An 18,598-nucleotide genomic window follows, 5' to 3' on the forward strand; every position below is an offset into this window, starting at 1 on the left:
TTATCACCCTTTCTTATTGATGATTTCCTGTACCATAGATTTCTTCCATACTGTCAACATCAGTTACGTAATACTCCCAGAAAAACTGATCTTTATCAGCATCGGCATTTAATGCTTCGTCTTTTTGAACAACGAAGTCAGGAGCAATTAAATTCGGAACCAACGTTTCGAAATAAACCTTAATTGCTGATAACAAAGCTGCCTGTCCATCATCATTGTTTATTAGCTTCCCAACGTATTGGGAATTTGCTTCATTGGCCAAATCAGTGTCAATGGCATCACGTAATCTAGTAAGTTTAATTTTGCTCCAAGATTCGTTTTGATCATCGCTTAAAACTGTAAGTGTGTTAATTCCACGAGCGCACTTCACAAGACCATTTTCTTCAAACATTACAAAGGATCCAGCCAACGTTGCCTCCGATCGTTGCTCTGGGGTTAGGGAAGGCTGTACATCCGTAAATGGTGTAGATGCAAACGTTAAACTTTCTTGTAATTCCTGTCCTGAAGCTAGTCCAGCTAAAAATGTGGCTGCCTCACCGCTTGGATATAATTTATCACCTAGCTTCACACTTACAATGAGATTGATAATCCCTTCATAATTAAAGTCTTTAGAACGTGCATTACCTATACTAGGATCCCTATCGTCTTCCACAGAGCCACCTAAATATGACAAAATACGTTTACCTTGACTGCGTAAGCGCTTTGTCCAGGAAACAACCGATGCCTGTAAGTCGGATTCAGATACACTATCTAATGCAAAAGCGTTAAATGTTTTACCTTCAAATGCTGTCATTGCATCGAGATATTTTGCATTTGTGATTGATCCTATTCCGGCATTGCCACCAGTGAATGTTTGATTAGATACGACAGTCAACGGACCATCAGCAACCTTAGTAGCTGTGACGTATTTGCTATCAGTATTAATTTTAGAAACAGCTTCATCAACATTTGTGAATGTATATGATTCAAGTTGTTTCGTTCCTTCAAATAGGATTAATTCTTGTTTTCCTTTACCTTCTAAACTTTCACGTGCGGTAACATTAAAATCACGTTCTGTCGGATAAATAGTTTCCAATTTTAGCGCATCAGCTGGCGTTTCACCACCAGTTAGTGTAACGGTTGCTTTCTTTTCACTACCATCCGTCAACCGATAGCCTAGTATTTTACTTGGCTTACCTAAAATTGCTAGGTTAATAGCATTGTAGGCTGTGAAATCACCGGAAACATCGCTTCCATACGTATCTATCAGACCGCCATTACCAACAATATCGACAACTTTCTTTACCGGACCCCAGTTTGCCTTTACAGGGATAGCCACGACCCCACGTGGACTAGGGCTGATTAACCTCTCTGCTGCAGAAACAAACCGCATATAAAAACCGGCTAATACTTTTTCTTCCGATGGATTCCATTCTCCTCGTGCCATTTAACTACACCTTCCTTTTTAAGAATTTATCAATTGCATCTTTAACTTCTTTTTTTGTAAACTTTTCCTGTTTAAAATTAAAAAGTGCCCCGGCAACTACTTCCGGCGCGACTCCAAATGCTTTCTTTGCGTTTAAAACAAGTTCATCCTTACTATACTTTGATTCGATATCACTTGTTTTGTGCTGCTTCTTCTCCGTCTTATCTGCCAACCAAATCACCTCCATCCACCCGAATGTTTGATTTCTTTCATGATAGGTATATCATCTTTAATCCGGCTCGATTTTCTCGACAACCGGACATTTATTTGACCTTTATTTAATCCATCTGCTTTAAAATCAGCAGTTGGTTGGTGCACTGTCATATATCGTCTGTCATCAATATTTAACGGAACCTTAATTTCAGCCATTAATTTTTCAACGATAGTTGATCCCGCTTCAATTTTTTGATTGGCGTATGGACTAATAACGTGACCGACAATTGCCTTGCTAACCTCGTAAACAGAACGCGAAACGCCTTCAACCTGATAGTTATCCAACCGCCACAATACACACGGCCTTTTATAACCAAGCGGCAACTGGTTTTCATATACAGTCCATGAATCATCTAAAAAACCGCCTGTCCATTTAGACAATGCGGTTATCCATGGTTCTGATTTAATTATCGCGCCCTGTTCAACATGTTGTAATGCCATAACAGCAAATCTTAGTCCACGTGTAATAGCATCCCAATCATTGTCTACAACGTCTTGCCCGGCTGTTCCCAGATATATACAAGAAAACACTTCTCCGGTTGCGGAATCTGTTATGACTCGCTGATCCAAAGCCTTTACTATTTTATTCTGCAGGTCATCTACTTTTGTAAATGTGCTCCTCGATACATAAGGCCAGATCTCAACAATTCTACGGAAACCCATCCAGTCATTTTCTTCTGTATCCACACCCTGGCGGATGACACCATAAGGTTTATCGGAATCAGGACCAGCAGCATGAGGCTCGTATACATCATTGAATTCCGCTATCTCTGCAAGCAACTTTTCTCGTATTGCATTCCTCATACGCTAATCCTCCCTGAACAATTCTCGTCTTGCCTTTTTGATACGTGGCCAGAATGTGTCAACAGTTGGTCCAATGATCGGCTGTGCTCTTGTTCCTGGGTGATGCACTTCCTTTACAGGATGATTAGCACCATACCAATACAATGCTTGCTTGGTTTTAGGTCTTATAATATGTGGTGACGTACCCTCTTCAAGATAACGTCCATATTGAACGCCATGTGAAAGATAAATAGTAACCTCATCACCACTTTCTTCTACACCACCATGAATAGATTGTCTTGCATGGCCTGTGCGATCAACCCAAGATGCATTCTGTTTAGCGTAAGACTCCATATGTCCGGCGAAATTTTCAGCTAATGCGTATAACGCTGCTTTTTTTCTTCTGATTTTATCCACTGCACCCGACATATTAACTCAACCTTTCCAGATCAACTTGATAACCGACAATTGCACTTTGAATTATTTGCGGGCGAACAGAAATGACTAGGAATTTACCTAGCACATCCACTTCGAATTCGTCTTTCACCTCGGAACCCGACTTAATATCTGCGTTCGAATCAGCAAGCAAAGACCACGTTGTATTAACTTCTTTCGTCCCTGCTAATGTACTGACATCTTTTCCAGACTTACTACTTTTAGCAAAAACGCGCACAACAAAAGGACCAACAGTGCTTCCAACCTCGTCGAAGCCACCGCCGATCCTCTTTTTTTCTGTTCGTTTAATCGATATTGTTGTTGGATTCTGATTAATATTCCAATCAATATGCGCTTTTCTCAATGCTACAAAATCCATTTACAGCACCTCTGGTGGCGTTACCTTAAACATAAATCCTCCGCCGGAATCCGTTTTTCCTAGCTCCCCATAATGAGCAGCCATTTGCATTGCGTGACTCAGCTTATCTTTTAGCGATGTTAGGGTATATCTTTCATCACCCGCTGAATACTGTTCGATGTCACCCTGTAACAGAGCGGCCTTCTCAGTCCAACCGAATGATGCTGCAGCATAAATACTATTATTTTCACTTATAAGCTCATCTAATTCGCCATCAGCAAAGTTAGTATCATCAGCTGATCCATCGCTTGGAATGCGCTCATTCAATAGCTTGCGTAGACGTGTTCTTAACTCCTTAGTTGGAGTCATGATTCATCACTCCTTAGTTTCCCGGAAGTGTGATTTCTTGGACGTTTTCTTCAACAGCAGCAAATACACCGCGCCAGAAATCTCCAATTACTTGAGATTCAACTAAACGAGAAGCATCACCCATCGTTGCATTAATTTGCATGTCTTGTTTGATAAGTTCTTTGAATCCACGTTTTGGACGAACAGCATAAATTTTACCAGCAGGTACACCATCGTAAGTGTAAGATTTTTTACCAACATTTGTTTCCCAACCATCGTAATAAATGATGGAGTCAACACCCGAAATGCCTTTATGTGGTGTGCCGTTAATTGTGAAGCTTCCCATTGCTTCTTCAATGTCGTATTGATCAGCGGAATTAGCAAGCAAGATAGTTGCTGGACGTTTAGCTGTACGTGTTGCTTGTAGTCCTTTTTTGATTGTTTCGCGCAGACTTAAAATATAGTGACTACCATCTTCGCTTTGTAATTCTTTACGATTTTCATCAACATAGACAGCTTCAGCTTTATTATCAGCTTTATACTTCGCCTTGATGATTGGCGCAAAGTGCAGATGGTTCAACATAGCGTTGTGCGCCTCGCCAAATGCGCGGTTGAGCAATTCAAGATTAAATGTTTGGTTAAACAACTCAATCTCTTTTGTGTATTCAAACCCGGCAGCAAACCCACGAATGTGTGCGATTGGTCCTTGCTCTGCAGAAAGGCTACCAAACTTAACTTCTTCACCTTCTGCATGTTCGAAAAAGATTACCTGCCCATATTGCGCCCACTTTGCTTCAAAGTCTTCCGGGAAATTTGAATCCTCCATGCGCTCGTAAATAGGACCGTAAAGAGTTGGCACTTCTTCACGCCCGAGTTCCACATCAAGAACGACTTTTTGCAGGAATTCTTTTCGGGTAGTAGCGTTAGTCATCATTTCCCCGATTGGTTTTCCTAGATCGTATGACTCCATCTCGCCATTTACAATTTTCTTTTTAACTGTCTGCATTTCGCCATTCAATAAAAAAGGAACATCCAATTCGAATGTACCCTGACGACGTTTATCTTTTAATGTTTCAATGCTATATGTTTTCATGTGTTATTTCCCCTCCTTATACTTGTGGTCCAAGAATGAACCAGATAACGTTATTTGAATCTTTCTTTGAAGTTACACGCCCCGCTTTTTTATATGGGACAGGTTCTGCGTCTCCAGATTCAGCTGTTTCGGTTAGTTTTTTGGTTGACGGGTTGTAATAGACTTTCGTACCCTTTTCAAAAGGTTGGGAAGTGCTGATCTGATCCGTTTCATATTCCGCTTGTTCAATATTTAGTACAATTTCCTCAGTTTCTCCTGCGCCAGTTACAACTGATTGCATTGCAAAGCCCAGAAATCCATCAAACTCATATAGTCCATTAGCTGCTACAGTTGTATTTTCAGGTACAGTCACCCGAACACTTTTACCATCGCCGATTTTTGCGCGACCTGTTTTATGAACGGTAGTTGGTACTGCTTGCCCTTTGTAAGCCATTCAAATTCCCTCCTTATAGCGATGTACGCTTTGTTTTTAATCTGCTAGACGTATTAGTCACAGAACCAGTTGAACCAATCCCAGCAGGTCTGTCTGTGTGATATGCATCCATAATATTCTTAACCACTTTATCTGCCAGGAAGTTATCTAACTCACCAGCAATCTTGTCTTTTTCCATCCCCGGAGTTAGACCTTTGGAATGATAGAAAAATAGTTTCCCGATTTGCGTTTCTGAATTATGAATATCCTTTTTCACTGCATCAGATTTAATTTTCTCGTCCATCATTTCACCGACAAGTTTATCGAAATCAGCGGTTTCCTTTTCTTTTACAGCTTGAGCAGCGTTTTTAGCTACTTCCACAACATTCATTTCTCCACTAATACCTAATGCATCAGAAACATCTTTTAATTGCTTCTCAGCGCTTGTTTTTGTTTCTAGCCATGATGAATCCATCTCACCAGCTATTTGTTCAACAGATAGCCCCATTTCTCCAGCTATCATTGGTACTGTGATTTGTTTATTCTTAGCCATTTTGCCAAGTTCCTTCAAAAGTTCTTCAGGATTCAATGCCTTTGCACCTCCATTATTTTTATTAATTACTTCCGGACCAATTCCTTCTACATCCCACATTTCGCCAGAAGTGGCGACAATCTTCGTAGGCATGCCCGCCCTGTCTAAAGGCGTCCAGTCAATAGAAAGAGCATCATAATCAATTACTTGTGTTTCCCCGTTTGACGTTTGGAGTTTAGGATAACCAAATATACTTACTTGCTTAATACGGCCTGTTCTCAGCCACCTTTTTAGATCGGTAGCAGATTTATCTATCACACCACGAAAAAAAGCTGATTCGCCCTCCATTTTCGCTCCTATCCAATGCGTTACAGGTGTTTTGAATTCATTTTTAACCGCTTCAGGCTTTTGATGACCAAGAAACCCGGCTAATGTATTGCGCATAACCTTATCTACAATGCTTTGTAATGCAAATTTGGTGTAATTCCACCCACGGGTAGATGGACCTGCAGGTATTTCAACGACAACTTCCATTAAGTCCTCATCTTCTTTTTTAAACTTCTCGATATCTACACCGGAAGCTAACGGAACACCTGTTACTTGCATTTCGCCACTAAGATTACCGAAAAGCATCATGAGTTGCTTTTTGCTCATGCTTTTTCTCACCCCCTTTCAAGTAATTCATTAGAACGTAATAATGAATCATAGCCACGAAAACAATGAGGGGATCATAGTCAATAATCGGGGCTAAAAATAAAATTGCCACAATCCAAATCAGTGCATATAAACCATTTAGATACAAATAATTACTCCTTTCAATTCGGATGACATTTCTATTAAAAAATTAACTTATTATCTTTCAAAACTTGATATAATACAATGCTCAAACGATTGACCATGTCCTCGTTTTGCTCATCATATCCGGCTTCGTTGAATATAGAATGCAATAATTCATGAACAAATACTTGTTCTTTCTTATCTTTGCACATACTAGAATCAATTTTTATAATCCCTTTTTCATAAAGTATCAGACCACCCAAACCGTGTTCATCAGCTAATCCATCGACTTCTTTTATTTCATAATCAATTCCAGCTACTTTTATCTTGTTTGGCGTCAACTTCGAAACACTCCTTTACGCTACTTTATAAACATTTTGATACCAGTCTTCCCTTTCAAAATAATCACCAAGATGCGATTATCCACGTGATTACAAGTGCCACGAACGTAATGCGCAATGACTCTGATACTGCGTTTTTGAAATTGTTTGACATAGTAAACGCCACCTTTAAAATAATTTCACTCAACTTATGCCGATTTATAAACATCCCGGTACCACTCTTCCAAATCTGGTTGACTAGCAGGTCTTTTCATCCAATCCCTTAATCTAGCAACTAAATCTTCCGGTTGTTCATGAACCGGTAATAGTGTGCATAAACAATTGGGGTGTGGAGGGAACATTGGTTCTTCTCCTTTTGGATAAACGCCTTTTCCGAGTCCATGATCAGCATTAGCAAACGTATCGCATATGTCTTTAACCGGATGTGAAGGCGATAGCACCCACCTAGTACCGATATATGAAGGTGAAACCCTGCCACCTTGGATTGTTCCTTCTCCAAATGCTGCAGTCATTTCAGTACGTGCTAGTCTTAAAGCTTCATAGGATAATCGAATTGGAACCCTGCTTTGGATCCGTTCCATCATGTTCGGATAATGTTCAGCCATTGTTTTAGAGTCTGATTGAACATATTTTTCTAATGCCTGGGCTACTTCCTTTGCATCCGATCCAGTTGCAACACCCTCTTGGATGATGTTTCGGACAACAGTTTCAGCTCTTTTGCTGTTCCTCCAAATACGATCAGATGTAGACAATCCTTTATGTGTTCTAGCATAGATAGCCTCGACTGCTCTTGTGTTTATCTTTGAAAACGTCTTAATCATTGGTGTTTTCTTTATTCCTGCTTCAGTTAGCGCGCTTAAAGTAATGGCTTGGCTGTACGATACACCAGCTGCAACACCGCCTCTAATGTACTCAAGTGTCAGATCGTCAATCTCACTATTCAATTTCTTGAATTCTTCAGCAAGTGCCTTTTCGATATCCAGCAATTGTCTTACTTTTAGAGGATTACCGCCTGTCGAACTTAATTCTTTGAGCTCCTTCGCAATCCGTTTAATAGCCCTTAAATAAACTTGCTGGATCCGCTTGTCTTGATGCATTCGTAATTCAATGTACTTTTTCCTGGCTTCAAGTGCATATTTGGCATAAGGGCCCGCATGATACTGCAAATCTTTAATTAACTGTCTCGCATTAATTTCCGGAGTGGCCATGATGGATTACTCCTTATTAATTTTTTCTAGCAATTTATTAATCTCGTCCAGCTGATCCTCATTGAATTGGCTATCTTCCAATCGCATGTTCATTAATCTTGTTTTCATGATACGGTCTTTTTCGCCAGGAACCTTGTCGTCGTCACTTTCAAAATCATTCATAGTTGATATATATTGCTTCAAGAATTCAACCGCCGCATCAATACTAATCAAGTTACCATCAAGCGCTTTAGTCAATGCTTCAACAATTGTTTTAATCTCATCCGCTACTTCTTTTCCATCGCGCGGATCAATGTCATCCCATTCTAGTTCCGCAGCATAAGAAGAAAATGAAATGTTTTCTGATTCTGCTGTCATCGCTAAAACAATACGACAAAGTAATTTGAATGGCTCGTCAAAGTGTTCCCGTTTACGTTCGATGCGCCTAATTAAAATAGGCATTTGCTCTTTGACACTTGCGTGACTTGATGGTGTATGAACTCCAAATATAAATTCCGGCGTCTCCGATGTGTCAACAATGCAATAGAACAGGAATTTTAACAGCACTGACGCATCACCAGTAGCACTTTTCACTTCAATGAATTCAGCGTCTTCATCACCAGTTAAGAGCAATAATTCGTGATTATCTAAATTGATTCCCTTTCCTTCTTTGATGAACTTGGCCGGATCGTCGACACCAAAGTTATTTTTTAAAAAGGTACCGACATCTTTAACGTTTAACTTTAACCTTGGCGTACTATGAAGCTTAGAACCTTGGATAGCATGTAACGCTACATCATGATAAGCCTTCATGAATGGCTCAATTGATTCGAGATCTGATTTCCCGAATTCTTCATGTTCATCACTTTCATTCTTGAAGTGGACAATCGGAATAAATCCCCACTTATTTGGGAATTCCCCTTCCTCAATACCCAGCGGAACATCACCCTGGCATTTAATAATTCGATAGTCTTTACCGATTCGTTGAGTAATCTCGGTTTGCCTGGCATTTCCGTTTTCGTCTTCCCAATCATGGCTAGATACAAGAATATATTCCCTTGGCTTATTCGTGAGTGGATCCCTATTGATCTTTTTCACCTGCTCCGGCGGAATGATATTATAAACAAGCCTTTTGCCCTGTTCAGGATATAACTTGTTGTCCTCGACATCTTCACGAGTAACCCAAACAAACACATCACCATCACGTCCGGAATTGCGTAGTGTTCGTTGCAATTTCGATTTGTTGTCGTTAAAAAAGTCTGTCAGATATCCCTGCGCCTTTTCGTCTTCGATCTTCGGACTCGGAACACCCATGAAGCCAACCGTTGCATTAACAACAGGCTTGGCAAATCCAGCGCCCAACTTGTAATCATCGTTCGTATTGTTGTATAACTGCCGAGATAACTCGTAATCAACCCTTGATGAATCCAGCTTATAAGAGGATGTGAATGTACCTCCGACCATATTCCAGCCTAATTTACCTAGTTTATTGCGTAATTTAGACATTTCTCCGACTGCCTTATCAATCCATTTAGCCATATAATTTCACCCCTCTCAATAACGCAGCTGAATCATCATCAAATTGTCCTAGTGTTGGAACAAACGCTAATACAAGCGCATCCGCTCTATCCGGTGATTTTAAGCCACGCTTTTTCATATCTTCTTTAGGCTCAATTCTTATTTTTCCTTTTGACGTGATCGTGTATTTTCTAGTTGTTAACTGTCCTATGATATCTTCATCGTTTGGGATGTTAATAACTCCTTCATGTAACAAATCCCGTATATATGCCCATGATTCAGTGCCCCAATTAAAGTAATGATCATCATCTGCCGTGGCACCATTGTGACAATCTACAACAGTAATATATAATCCTTCTTCACTGATCACTTCTCTTAATCGGTCTGTCACGCCACCACCAACACCGTCATCATCAATTTTCACCGTGCATTTATTGACTCCGTATGTTCGCATCATATCTTTAGCTATACGGATGACATTACCTGCAGTAGTCATCGTGTCTTGCTTGTTATACCACTTGAAATACGGGACGTGGTTGCCTACCCTAGGAACGATTGTTGTTTCGTCATCACCGAAACGGGCAACGTCCACCCCAATCTGTATTTCGGCATTATCAGGAATGACGAGATTTCCGAATTCGTCATCTTGATATACATCTCGCATTGCTGCCTTTTCAGCGAATTCAAGCGCAATAAATGTATCTGGCTCGCTTTTAGGAAACTCTCCATCAACACGAACCCGAACAACATCACTATCTTTTCCGTATTTACGCTCAATCATGGCAATGTTCTTTTTATTAGTCCGTTTACTATCCCTAGATGAAACCCTATGAGTCTTGTAATTCGATCTATCCTTATGGTGAGAATCATAAAAAACCCCGCTCGTTCGAGTAGGGTTTCCGCACATCAATAATTTGTTTTCTTCACCGGATAAGGTACCTAGTATTGCTTCCATAATCTTATCCTCAATGCCAGAAGCTTCATCAGCAATGAACAACATGTAGTCCTCGTGGAAACCCTGCATGTTCTCCGGCTTCGTTGCTGTTCTGGCAGTAGCGAACCAACGCTTTTCATGCCCGATCATATATACCTTTGTTTTGGTCCACTTTAATAGATTCTTAACTTTTGATGTTTCTAGCCACTTCGCTATTTCAGCCCAAAGCACATCATTCAACTGTTGTCTAGTGGGGGCCGTACATACGACCCTAGGATTCGGTCTGCATGTCAAAAACCAAATAGCCGCTACTGCTTCAATACCTGTTTTTCCAATACCTTGACCGGACCGAACACTTACCATTGGGTTGTTAGCCAGATCATTTAATATTGCAGCTTGAAACTTATCCGGCGTAAATCCCAACATATCTTCAGCAAAAGAAACTGGATCATCCCAATATAAATCTAGTAGGTCAACGATAACGTTATAAGGCTTACTCATCGGCTTCACCATTTTGTTTGCGACGTTTATCAGCAACTTGCTTAAGTGCTTCAACCCAGTCTTCTGCTTGTTGGTTATCGTTATTACCAGAAAGGTTTTCGATCTCTGCTTTTGTTTTTTCAATACCCAATTGCATTTGTTCTAGTTTCAACCTTCGTTCATCTGTTTCATCCGTAATTCTAATGAATTGATTGATAGAATTTCTTAACTCGCTAATTGCTCTTGATTGGGCGTTTAAAAATTGTGCTTGACGTTCCCAAGCAAACTGAAATTCCCATTCGTACTCTTCTGAATCTATTGACGTCTTTTCTTTCTTCAATTCTTTGATCATTTCATCTTTTGACTCAACGAACATAATTGATTGCGAACGCATAATAGCCAGGTATTGCAGTTTAATTTGATCCCACAACATATTAGCTTCCGAAATTTTATCTTCAACCTCATCGAACATCTGCATCAGCTCTTCCGGTAATACTCGTTTGTAGAAGCCGTGTTTTTCAGCAAAGCTGTTGTGTTTCGGGAATTTATGAGACGGGTTAGGGTTGCCACTACGGTTTTTCTGCTGCTTTTTAGTTGGCCCGCGCTTCTTAGGTGATTCATCATTATTTGAAGTGCTCTGTTTCCCCTTTGTAGTACTACGATCATTATTTTGTAATACTACATTCCATTTATCACGACTTTTCCAAGCGGAGATTGTTTTTTCTGGAACATTTATTTTTTTAGCAATAGAACGATTTGTAATATCACCATTGTGTTTTTTCCAAATTCCAAATGCTTCATCGCGCCGTGGATCTCTTTTCCTAGGCATTTACATTCTCACCCACCTCCAACATATTCGTTTGTTTTGAGCAAAATAAAAAGCACCACGTTTGGGTGCTAAATATTACAATTCGTCAATTAAATTATAGATGCTTTCTATTTTTTTCTTTAATGTTACTTGTCTATGACTGTTAGTGTCGTTCTTACTATCAAATAGTAAAACGTCCCCGTTATCAAATTGTATCTCTAGTTTCAGGTTATAACTATCAGTCATAGATAATTTATAAGTTGAAATTCGGCTAAACTTCCATATTTGAGTATCAATTGTTTCTAAAAAAGAGATTCTTGCTATCTTTGTTTCAGTGAAAAAATAATAGCTATTTAATCCTTCGTCGGTAAAAATTCCTTTTGGATAAAATATTTTATGATTTTCCACGAATTTAGGTTTTTTAGTGTAATGTAAATACTCATTCAGCAAATCTTTCCCTATGGCATCCGCAAACTTTACTTGATATAGATTGTTTGATACTTCTCTATAATCCAAACTCATGCTATCCACTTCTCCTTTTTACCTATACATTTCGGCAAAGGAGGACTATTTTCCTGCTTTATTAACAAATTATATATAATATTATTCTAAAAGACCGTGAGGTCTTAAAAAGAACACGCTTCATACTAGATAAGAGCTCTATAAAAGAGCCCTTCTCATTAACAGCCCTTCTCACTAACTAAGAACTTTGCACGACACTTGCACGACAAGAAATTTTATTTTTTGCCCGTTCAACATATTTTTGCACAGTGCTTCTGCCTATTTTCAATTCCTCCGATACTTGTGCGTACGTCATAAAATACACCTTATGCAACAAAAAACATTGCCTTTCCCTAGGTGATAATTCGGATAAAATATCAAAAACCGCCTGTTTTTCATCATTGCTTAACGACTTTTCTTCAGGAACAATATCCAAAGAAGGGAACATATCCATGTCCTCCATCGATCTGCGTTGATATGCAGAACGTTTATCAGCGCCTCTGAATTTACCAGGTTCTCTGCCTGTCGTCATCCATTCAATAGATTCTGTCATAGTTGAAATCATGCTATTAATTTGGCTTTTATCGGATTTATCACGTAAATTTTCATTGCTTAAATCACGTTTCTTTTCGCTTAACCCTTTTCGCCCTTGTTCGTATTGTAATATAAGTTCATCTGCCCACATTTCAACTATCACCCTTCATTTCTGTTTAAATGATCCTCCACGCTTTCTTCTATACGTCGGACGATTAACGCCCATCAATTCCATTAGATCTTCTTCAGTGAGGTTCTCTGTTTGTTTTTCGTGGTGTTTTTTCTTCTTAGAGGATAATCTATTTTTCTTTGACCAATTTTTTAACTGTTTTCGTAACTGTTCAGACATCGGCTCTCCCTCCGATCAACAGACGGATGAAAATATACAATGGCCATGCGATAACAATGAAAATTAACAAGAAGATAAACATTGAATTTTCCTGTCTACTGCCATTGACAGGCTCTTTTTTAGCAATCGCTAACAAAAAACCAACAATCCAATATGCAGTTATAAAAACCATGTAATCACTCCTCTTTTGCAAATAAAAAAGGACACCAACTACAGCTGATTTAACAGCTTGTAATCAGTGTCCTCCAGATGGCTGGTAGAACTTTATTAATATACCGATCTAGTTGCGTCCATTATCTTTTGGTAATGATCCATTATTTCTTTATCAATCTTTTCTAAAAGTGATAATTTCTGATTATCTATAGTTTTTATTTCAACAATTCTTTTTAAATCTCGGCAGGTTTTCTGAAACTTTTTTATTTCTTCGGCTGCCTCTGGGTATAATTTCTTAAAATCTGACACAGATAAATCGATAATTACTTTGCAGTTTTCAGACAATCTAACCTTGCTCAACTCTATCATTTCTTTATAGTCATTAAGAAAAGGTTTATTAACATCAGCTTCATCCTTAAGAATCTTTGTGGTATGGATATACATTCTTATATCTCTGCCAATTTGAAGATTTAGTGATGAAATAACGGAGTTTGTTTCTTTCACCGCTTCAATAGACTTTTCCTTTAATTTTTTCTTGTTTTTTCTATTTTCTAATGATCCTTTTACAAAGAATCCAACCACCGCCCCAACAACAGCGGACGGAACTGCCGTCAAGGAATGGTTTAAAACATTTTCAATAATTTCGTTCAAAACTCTTCCCCCTCATCCCACTTCACTCTCTTAACCTTTCCTTGGTGAGTAACGATCTTCGTTTCACCATGTGAAGGTAATTCAGCTAGCCTAGCTTTGCCTTCACTCACCACAATGGCAAAACACCCCTCTTGTTCCATTATATCAATATCTAGTCTCATAGTACTAGGGTCGATTTCTAAATCTTTTAATCTCACTTAGGATCCCTCCTAGCTTTCCTGACTGCATCAAGGCCATCACAAGACGTCCTATTCTTGTTGTATGTACTTGCACCAATCTGCTTATAAGACGTCTGTATTAAGCCCAATTTAACTAATTTCGGTATAATCTATTGGATCTAATTCTTTGATCATGATCTCCACTCTTGGATTGTCGCTATAAAACTTAGAAACTTGTAAATCCACAATTTGTGAATCGTCTTTATAAATAATCCCATTCAATGCATCCTCGATGCCTTTTGCGTAATTTGAATTATCCGGCTTTGTTATCGGCCTGTTTACTCCAGCGACAGATAATTGTCTTAATTTCTTAGTCATACTTGCCGGAATAGGACGGTATACTTTAATGTGAACGCATAACGGTTCCTCTATTGGTTCTTTCGGTGCGTATTGTTTGGCGACAATGGACACGTACCGTTTGTATTCTCTTGATTTTTGCGGATCATAGAGGACCGTTCTTCCCTTTTTACTGCCACGCTGAATTTTCCCTGCGCGCGGTCTTCCTTGTGGAACGCAAGGTCCAGGTATTACGAAATGTATTTCCATCTGAATCCCCCGCAACTTTTTCTTTTTCCTTTTGCCGCAGCCGAGATATGAGTGCCATCATTCATTCCTAATGATTTAGCTGCTTCTCTTATAGAGTTGAATATTTTTATTTCTTCTCCACTCATGCTTAATTGAATTATTTTTCTTTTTGTTTTTTCGTGTCTTACTGCATGGGCTTTAGTAACATCAACTTTTTGAAGCCCCAATTTGTATGCGTGCAACTGATTTTCGGATCTGTTACACCATTCTAAATTATTTACATGATTATTTAGTTTGTTACCATCAATGTGATTAACAAAATTTTTATCCTTTTGTTTATCTAGAAAGACATCAGCAACCAATCTATGGACAAAGAATTTTTTCGCTTTATTATTTTTCTTGAGCAAAACTCTTTTATAACCTTTAGCAATATTGCCGATAAGCACCCCTCCTTTAGTGCCACTTCTTTTTATACTTTTTACATCTCCCGCCGCACTAACCATATACAATCCTTCATAGCCTTTTATATCTTTCCAGATGGTATCGCCTGGAATAACAAATTCAATCATGCTCCCACTCCCTTAATAGCTTCATCAATCGTTATCTGATTCTTTTCAAATTCCCTCTCCGCTTCCTCCTGCAGGTGCTTTTTGTAGCAAACAGGACCATATCCCTTATCAATGCTTTTTTGCGTTTTTAGTTTTCTGTTGCAACGTTTGCAGGTTTCTGTCGTGCCTTCCAATCTGATCACTCCTTCCCTTAGTCAATTCCGAAAGGTAACTGCTTATCGTGCAAAACCCATAAATGGTACATATTAGCCTTATCAACTAACTCGCTTTCTTTAGGAAATACCTCTATAGCAAAACTTTCTTTGCCGAATAAATCATTTTTAATCTGTTGTTTTTCCATCCAATTCGGCTGATAGTGAGCTGTTATCGTTAGATGGGTCACTTTGCCCCAATCAGTTTGTAAATCCCGCATCATACAGACAACTTTCCCATCATTCCTACGATATGTTCTGTCTAATTCAGCAAACCAACCATTGCCTTGTTTCAATTGTTTAGGTGACGGATGTTTTGACCACCCTAAAATTTGGTGCCCTTTTTCCTTCCGTTTTCGCTCCGCTCTATTCAATATCCATTCGCCTGCCTTTTATGGTTCGTCTTATTCTTTTCAAAATAAGCCTGTGTGACGTCTTTTTCATCAAACCCTAACGAATACCCTAATTTGATTAAATAATTGAATACTACCTCTATGTGGCGATGATACTTAGTTTCAGGTAGCAAGGTAATTAAATTTGCTAATCCTATTGTTAAATCATTTAGATCATAACCACCTGGATCCACATATTTATGTTCGTGATAACCTAAATCATTTGCTATCGATAAAGCAAAGTGTATGATGTCCACGTATTCTTCCAGGAGTGGATTTTTCCATTGAACACCAACATCATTACTTACCGGATACCAATCTTCCTTTCTAGGCTTCTGATCACGACTCCAAAACTTGAAGAACCTAGCTTCATTCACACACTCGAATAGTTCTGTAAGCAATGCTACTGTTTTCTTTTTGAGTAGATTTTGACCTTGCAAATTGTGTTCTTCCTCGATGTGCTTATCTAATTCTGCTTGTGGTTTGAATAAAATGTTTAGATTCATTTGTTTCCCTCCCTAAAATACTGTTCACCCAACTGCTGTTCTATTTTCTTGATCGTTTTCGGCCCGATCCCCGGAACATCATATAGTCCATTGAATCGTTCTGCCAAAAACTTCAACGTAACGCTTTTTCCGTATTCCGCTCCAGATAGATAACCTGCCGAATAGCCTTCTTTGAATTTGTCTTGCAACACCGGATTCTTGCTCATAATTCCACCTTCACATAATCTCCGGCATTTACTAGCGCTTCAAACCATTCTTTATTAATCACGTAAGTCCTTTTATCCTTAAATGACATTAGTACAGCTAATTCCTCACCTGTATCCATGTGCTCTACTTTGCCGTTATAACAGTAAACACCCTGACTATTTGTTTGCTTACGGTAGAATTCACCTTTTTTCATGAGTTTCACATCCTTTGGGTTTAATCGTTATGTTGATCAATGACTTGACTTTTCACCCTTTAATTCCTCGATAATCTCAATGTCATCACCGCTAAACGTTAGTGAACCCATCGGAGAGTAATCGCCTGATTTCCAATCTTCTAAGAACTCTTCCCGATCATTAATATAGGTTCCAAAGTATGGATCTTGTTCTGCTTGATAGACAAAATCTCTAATTTTCCAATCGTCCTTTTTGTCATATGATGCAGGGACATATCCATCGGTAATTGGGCTTTTCATAACAATTAGTTCAATGCCACTAATTAAGTCATAAACTTTTATCCAACTTTGAACGTCTTCCTTGCTTGGCGCCGGCCCAAGTTCTCCATCATAATCGGCCTTTATCTGTTCAGGAATTTTGCCTGACGTTTTCAAACGTGCTTTATAAAAATTAAATTCCATTTTGTTTTCTCCTTTCGTTACGTCGCATTTTTATCGGAATGCGTAATAGTCAGATGCGGTTCAAAGTATATATTTCGCCTTCGCATTCTGAGCAAACATCATCATTCATAACTTCTTCTGTTGTCTCGGATTCGGGGTCAATAACTTTTCCGCACCTTGCACATTTTTCATTTTCCAATTGTTCAATTACCATTTGCAAACCTACCCAATATCCAATCAAACGAGGGGGCATTACCTTACCTAAGTCCCAAATGTATTCCATTGTATCTGAATCAACAGAAGTGTCTTGATATACAGGCATTAGCCACGCTCTAAATGATTCCATTGAGGTACTTTCATCTATAGCAGATAAGATACCTCTGTAGATTTCTCTGGGATCTTCATAATAATTTTCAAGTTCGCATTCATCCCAATGCTCTATAAGTTCTTTCTTAGCCATTGTTTGGTCAAAATCCCAACGATCTTCACAGAATGCTTCTAATTTACCTGTGAAATATCCTAAATTAAAATCCTTAATATTTTCTAATGTTGCTGCACAAGTAAGGGAGTAGACTGCTTCACCTATATCACCGGAAATAAACACGTTGTTTCCTGATAACACATATTTAGTTCTGTACATATTTGTTCCCGGTTCGCCCCACTCGATCACTTGCAATCCTTCTCCCCCTCTTACTTCAGCAACGTGCTTATCGAACCAATTCTTTTTTATTTCTTGCTTAACTTGTTCTATATAGTCCATTTCCTTTCTCCTCTCTTATGTCGCACTTTCCGTCAAATGTTCACAACCTCTTAGCAAACGCTCGGTCAATCTTTCCTTGCCTAGCTTGATGAAAAAGAGCAATAAAAACTTCATCAGGATCCCGATTAATTGCTTGTCCAATTTCTTCCGGACAATGGCCTGCTTCGTACAGATCTGTTACCTCTTTTATCAATCCCTCCGAAAAGATTATTTCTAAATCAGATAAGCAATAAACAAGGGCTCCGTCTGCCAATCGTTCTTTTCTGCTTTTGTAGGTTCGATTAATTTTTGATGCAGCACTCATCCTAGACCACGTTCTTGCAAGTACTTCCTTGTTTGTTCAGCGTTCGGCACCGCCTTATCCTGGACGGCGCTTTTGTGATTGTTCCACTCCAGCCATTTGCGTTCTGTTTCTGCTTGCGAATCTTTTGGATCAAATACCATTACGCTTTTCATGCCTTGCCACATCAGTTTTCACCGCCTAACTTTCTTATTTCCATTTCATCAGCACCGCAGTTAATGCAATAACTATATTGCGGTTCCAATACCGCTTCTCCTGGAATGTAATCCCAATGAGTATCCATATCGTGATTGCACATCTTGATTACATCATCTCTTTTTTGCTTTACCATTGGAGATTGATTGCAATATTGTTCTTCGTGAATTTTTGCTCCATTCTTCGACAACAACCTTTTGCCACAATATTCGCATTGATAGATCGTTTGTTTTTCAAGAGTAATCAATA

Annotated in this window: 32 protein-coding genes; all 32 read right to left on the reverse strand. The window is 38.9% G+C overall.

Features of this window, described 5'->3' with window-relative positions:
- Positions 1 to 13: 13 nt before the first annotated feature.
- Positions 14 to 1,426 (reverse strand): phage tail sheath subtilisin-like domain-containing protein, encoded by a 1,413-nt coding sequence (locus ACW2QC_RS07455; RefSeq protein WP_457543349.1) that lies wholly within the window; start codon positions 1,424 to 1,426, stop codon positions 14 to 16.
- Positions 1,427 to 1,430: 4 nt separating this feature from the next.
- Positions 1,431 to 1,637, reverse strand: coding sequence for a hypothetical protein (locus tag ACW2QC_RS07460; protein ID WP_457543350.1), 207 nt, complete (start codon positions 1,635 to 1,637; stop codon positions 1,431 to 1,433).
- 5 nt (positions 1,638 to 1,642) lie between these two features.
- The gene (locus tag ACW2QC_RS07465) at positions 1,643 to 2,482 is read right to left on the reverse strand and encodes a hypothetical protein (RefSeq protein ID WP_457543351.1); all 840 of its coding nucleotides are present in this window, start codon (positions 2,480 to 2,482) and stop codon (positions 1,643 to 1,645) included.
- Positions 2,483 to 2,485: 3 nt separating this feature from the next.
- Positions 2,486 to 2,890 (reverse strand): HK97 gp10 family phage protein, encoded by a 405-nt coding sequence (locus ACW2QC_RS07470; protein WP_457543352.1) that lies wholly within the window; start codon positions 2,888 to 2,890, stop codon positions 2,486 to 2,488.
- A gap of 1 nt (position 2,891) precedes the next feature.
- The gene (locus tag ACW2QC_RS07475; protein ID WP_457543353.1) at positions 2,892 to 3,275 is read right to left on the reverse strand and encodes a hypothetical protein; all 384 of its coding nucleotides are present in this window, start codon (positions 3,273 to 3,275) and stop codon (positions 2,892 to 2,894) included.
- Complete coding sequence (locus tag ACW2QC_RS07480) at positions 3,276 to 3,623, reverse strand: hypothetical protein (RefSeq protein ID WP_457543354.1); 348 nt, start codon at positions 3,621 to 3,623, stop codon at positions 3,276 to 3,278.
- Between the two features lie 13 nt (positions 3,624 to 3,636).
- On the reverse strand, positions 3,637 to 4,695 hold the full coding sequence (locus ACW2QC_RS07485) for a hypothetical protein (RefSeq protein WP_457543355.1): 1,059 nt from the start codon (positions 4,693 to 4,695) through the stop codon (positions 3,637 to 3,639).
- A gap of 16 nt (positions 4,696 to 4,711) precedes the next feature.
- Positions 4,712 to 5,128, reverse strand: coding sequence for a DUF2190 family protein (locus tag ACW2QC_RS07490; RefSeq protein WP_457543356.1), 417 nt, complete (start codon positions 5,126 to 5,128; stop codon positions 4,712 to 4,714).
- 13 nt (positions 5,129 to 5,141) lie between these two features.
- On the reverse strand, positions 5,142 to 6,293 hold the full coding sequence (locus ACW2QC_RS07495; RefSeq protein WP_457543357.1) for a hypothetical protein: 1,152 nt from the start codon (positions 6,291 to 6,293) through the stop codon (positions 5,142 to 5,144).
- 182 nt (positions 6,294 to 6,475) lie between these two features.
- A complete protein-coding gene (locus ACW2QC_RS07500) occupies positions 6,476 to 6,757 on the reverse strand; it encodes an ImmA/IrrE family metallo-endopeptidase (protein WP_457543358.1) in 282 nt (93 codons plus the stop codon).
- Between the two features lie 188 nt (positions 6,758 to 6,945).
- Positions 6,946 to 7,965 (reverse strand): retron-type reverse transcriptase, encoded by a 1,020-nt coding sequence (locus tag ACW2QC_RS07505; RefSeq protein ID WP_457543359.1) that lies wholly within the window; start codon positions 7,963 to 7,965, stop codon positions 6,946 to 6,948.
- A 6-nt stretch (positions 7,966 to 7,971) separates the two neighbouring features.
- On the reverse strand, positions 7,972 to 9,483 hold the full coding sequence (locus ACW2QC_RS07510) for a phage portal protein (protein ID WP_457543360.1): 1,512 nt from the start codon (positions 9,481 to 9,483) through the stop codon (positions 7,972 to 7,974).
- On the reverse strand, positions 9,476 to 10,897 hold the full coding sequence (locus ACW2QC_RS07515) for a DEAD/DEAH box helicase family protein (RefSeq protein ID WP_457543361.1): 1,422 nt from the start codon (positions 10,895 to 10,897) through the stop codon (positions 9,476 to 9,478). The genes ACW2QC_RS07510 and ACW2QC_RS07515 overlap by 8 nt, the downstream gene beginning before the upstream one ends.
- Positions 10,890 to 11,705, reverse strand: a complete 816-nt coding sequence (gene terS / locus ACW2QC_RS07520; RefSeq protein ID WP_457543362.1) for a phage terminase small subunit — start codon at positions 11,703 to 11,705, stop codon at positions 10,890 to 10,892. The genes ACW2QC_RS07515 and terS overlap by 8 nt, the downstream gene beginning before the upstream one ends.
- Positions 11,706 to 11,780: 75 nt before the next feature.
- Positions 11,781 to 12,206 (reverse strand): DUF3908 family protein, encoded by a 426-nt coding sequence (locus ACW2QC_RS07525; RefSeq protein ID WP_457543363.1) that lies wholly within the window; start codon positions 12,204 to 12,206, stop codon positions 11,781 to 11,783.
- Between the two features lie 178 nt (positions 12,207 to 12,384).
- Complete coding sequence (locus ACW2QC_RS07530; RefSeq protein WP_457543364.1) at positions 12,385 to 12,870, reverse strand: sigma-70 family RNA polymerase sigma factor; 486 nt, start codon at positions 12,868 to 12,870, stop codon at positions 12,385 to 12,387.
- Between the two features lie 15 nt (positions 12,871 to 12,885).
- Positions 12,886 to 13,068, reverse strand: a complete 183-nt coding sequence (locus ACW2QC_RS07535) for a hypothetical protein (protein WP_457543365.1) — start codon at positions 13,066 to 13,068, stop codon at positions 12,886 to 12,888.
- Entirely contained in the window at positions 13,061 to 13,240 is a 180-nt protein-coding gene (locus ACW2QC_RS07540; RefSeq protein ID WP_457543366.1) for a hypothetical protein, read from the reverse strand. Before ACW2QC_RS07540 ends, ACW2QC_RS07535 begins: the two co-directional genes overlap by 8 nt.
- A 95-nt stretch (positions 13,241 to 13,335) precedes the next feature.
- On the reverse strand, positions 13,336 to 13,872 hold the full coding sequence (locus ACW2QC_RS07545; protein WP_457543367.1) for a hypothetical protein: 537 nt from the start codon (positions 13,870 to 13,872) through the stop codon (positions 13,336 to 13,338).
- On the reverse strand, positions 13,869 to 14,069 hold the full coding sequence (locus ACW2QC_RS07550) for an XtrA/YqaO family protein (RefSeq protein ID WP_457543368.1): 201 nt from the start codon (positions 14,067 to 14,069) through the stop codon (positions 13,869 to 13,871). Before ACW2QC_RS07550 ends, ACW2QC_RS07545 begins: the two co-directional genes overlap by 4 nt.
- Before the next feature lie 111 nt (positions 14,070 to 14,180).
- Positions 14,181 to 14,636, reverse strand: coding sequence for a RusA family crossover junction endodeoxyribonuclease (locus tag ACW2QC_RS07555; protein WP_457543369.1), 456 nt, complete (start codon positions 14,634 to 14,636; stop codon positions 14,181 to 14,183).
- A complete protein-coding gene (locus tag ACW2QC_RS07560; protein WP_457543370.1) occupies positions 14,618 to 15,184 on the reverse strand; it encodes an NUMOD4 domain-containing protein in 567 nt (188 codons plus the stop codon). The genes ACW2QC_RS07555 and ACW2QC_RS07560 overlap by 19 nt, the downstream gene beginning before the upstream one ends.
- The gene (locus ACW2QC_RS07565; RefSeq protein ID WP_457543371.1) at positions 15,181 to 15,357 is read right to left on the reverse strand and encodes a DUF6011 domain-containing protein; all 177 of its coding nucleotides are present in this window, start codon (positions 15,355 to 15,357) and stop codon (positions 15,181 to 15,183) included. Before ACW2QC_RS07565 ends, ACW2QC_RS07560 begins: the two co-directional genes overlap by 4 nt.
- A 17-nt stretch (positions 15,358 to 15,374) precedes the next feature.
- Positions 15,375 to 15,749: a DUF7694 domain-containing protein gene (locus ACW2QC_RS07570; RefSeq protein WP_457543372.1), complete on the reverse strand. Its 375-nt coding sequence runs from the start codon at positions 15,747 to 15,749 to the stop codon at positions 15,375 to 15,377.
- Complete coding sequence (locus tag ACW2QC_RS07575) at positions 15,746 to 16,273, reverse strand: dUTP diphosphatase (protein WP_457543373.1); 528 nt, start codon at positions 16,271 to 16,273, stop codon at positions 15,746 to 15,748. Before ACW2QC_RS07575 ends, ACW2QC_RS07570 begins: the two co-directional genes overlap by 4 nt.
- The gene (locus tag ACW2QC_RS07580; protein WP_457543374.1) at positions 16,270 to 16,479 is read right to left on the reverse strand and encodes a hypothetical protein; all 210 of its coding nucleotides are present in this window, start codon (positions 16,477 to 16,479) and stop codon (positions 16,270 to 16,272) included. Before ACW2QC_RS07580 ends, ACW2QC_RS07575 begins: the two co-directional genes overlap by 4 nt.
- A complete protein-coding gene (locus tag ACW2QC_RS07585) occupies positions 16,476 to 16,673 on the reverse strand; it encodes a hypothetical protein (protein WP_457543375.1) in 198 nt (65 codons plus the stop codon). Before ACW2QC_RS07585 ends, ACW2QC_RS07580 begins: the two co-directional genes overlap by 4 nt.
- Positions 16,674 to 16,709: 36 nt before the next feature.
- Positions 16,710 to 17,114: a hypothetical protein gene (locus tag ACW2QC_RS07590; protein WP_457543376.1), complete on the reverse strand. Its 405-nt coding sequence runs from the start codon at positions 17,112 to 17,114 to the stop codon at positions 16,710 to 16,712.
- A 49-nt stretch (positions 17,115 to 17,163) separates the two neighbouring features.
- Positions 17,164 to 17,853 (reverse strand): hypothetical protein, encoded by a 690-nt coding sequence (locus tag ACW2QC_RS07595; RefSeq protein ID WP_457543377.1) that lies wholly within the window; start codon positions 17,851 to 17,853, stop codon positions 17,164 to 17,166.
- A 40-nt stretch (positions 17,854 to 17,893) separates the two neighbouring features.
- Positions 17,894 to 18,157, reverse strand: a complete 264-nt coding sequence (locus ACW2QC_RS07600) for a hypothetical protein (protein WP_457543378.1) — start codon at positions 18,155 to 18,157, stop codon at positions 17,894 to 17,896.
- Positions 18,154 to 18,309 carry a hypothetical protein gene (locus ACW2QC_RS07605; protein WP_457543379.1) on the reverse strand — a complete coding sequence of 52 codons (156 nt, stop codon included), beginning with the start codon at positions 18,307 to 18,309 and terminating at the stop codon, positions 18,154 to 18,156. Before ACW2QC_RS07605 ends, ACW2QC_RS07600 begins: the two co-directional genes overlap by 4 nt.
- Positions 18,310 to 18,320: 11 nt before the next feature.
- Complete coding sequence (locus tag ACW2QC_RS07610) at positions 18,321 to 18,596, reverse strand: hypothetical protein (RefSeq protein WP_457543380.1); 276 nt, start codon at positions 18,594 to 18,596, stop codon at positions 18,321 to 18,323.
- Positions 18,597 to 18,598 lie beyond the last annotated feature (2 nt).

It is taken from the genome of Virgibacillus sp. FSP13 (assembly GCF_054048505.1).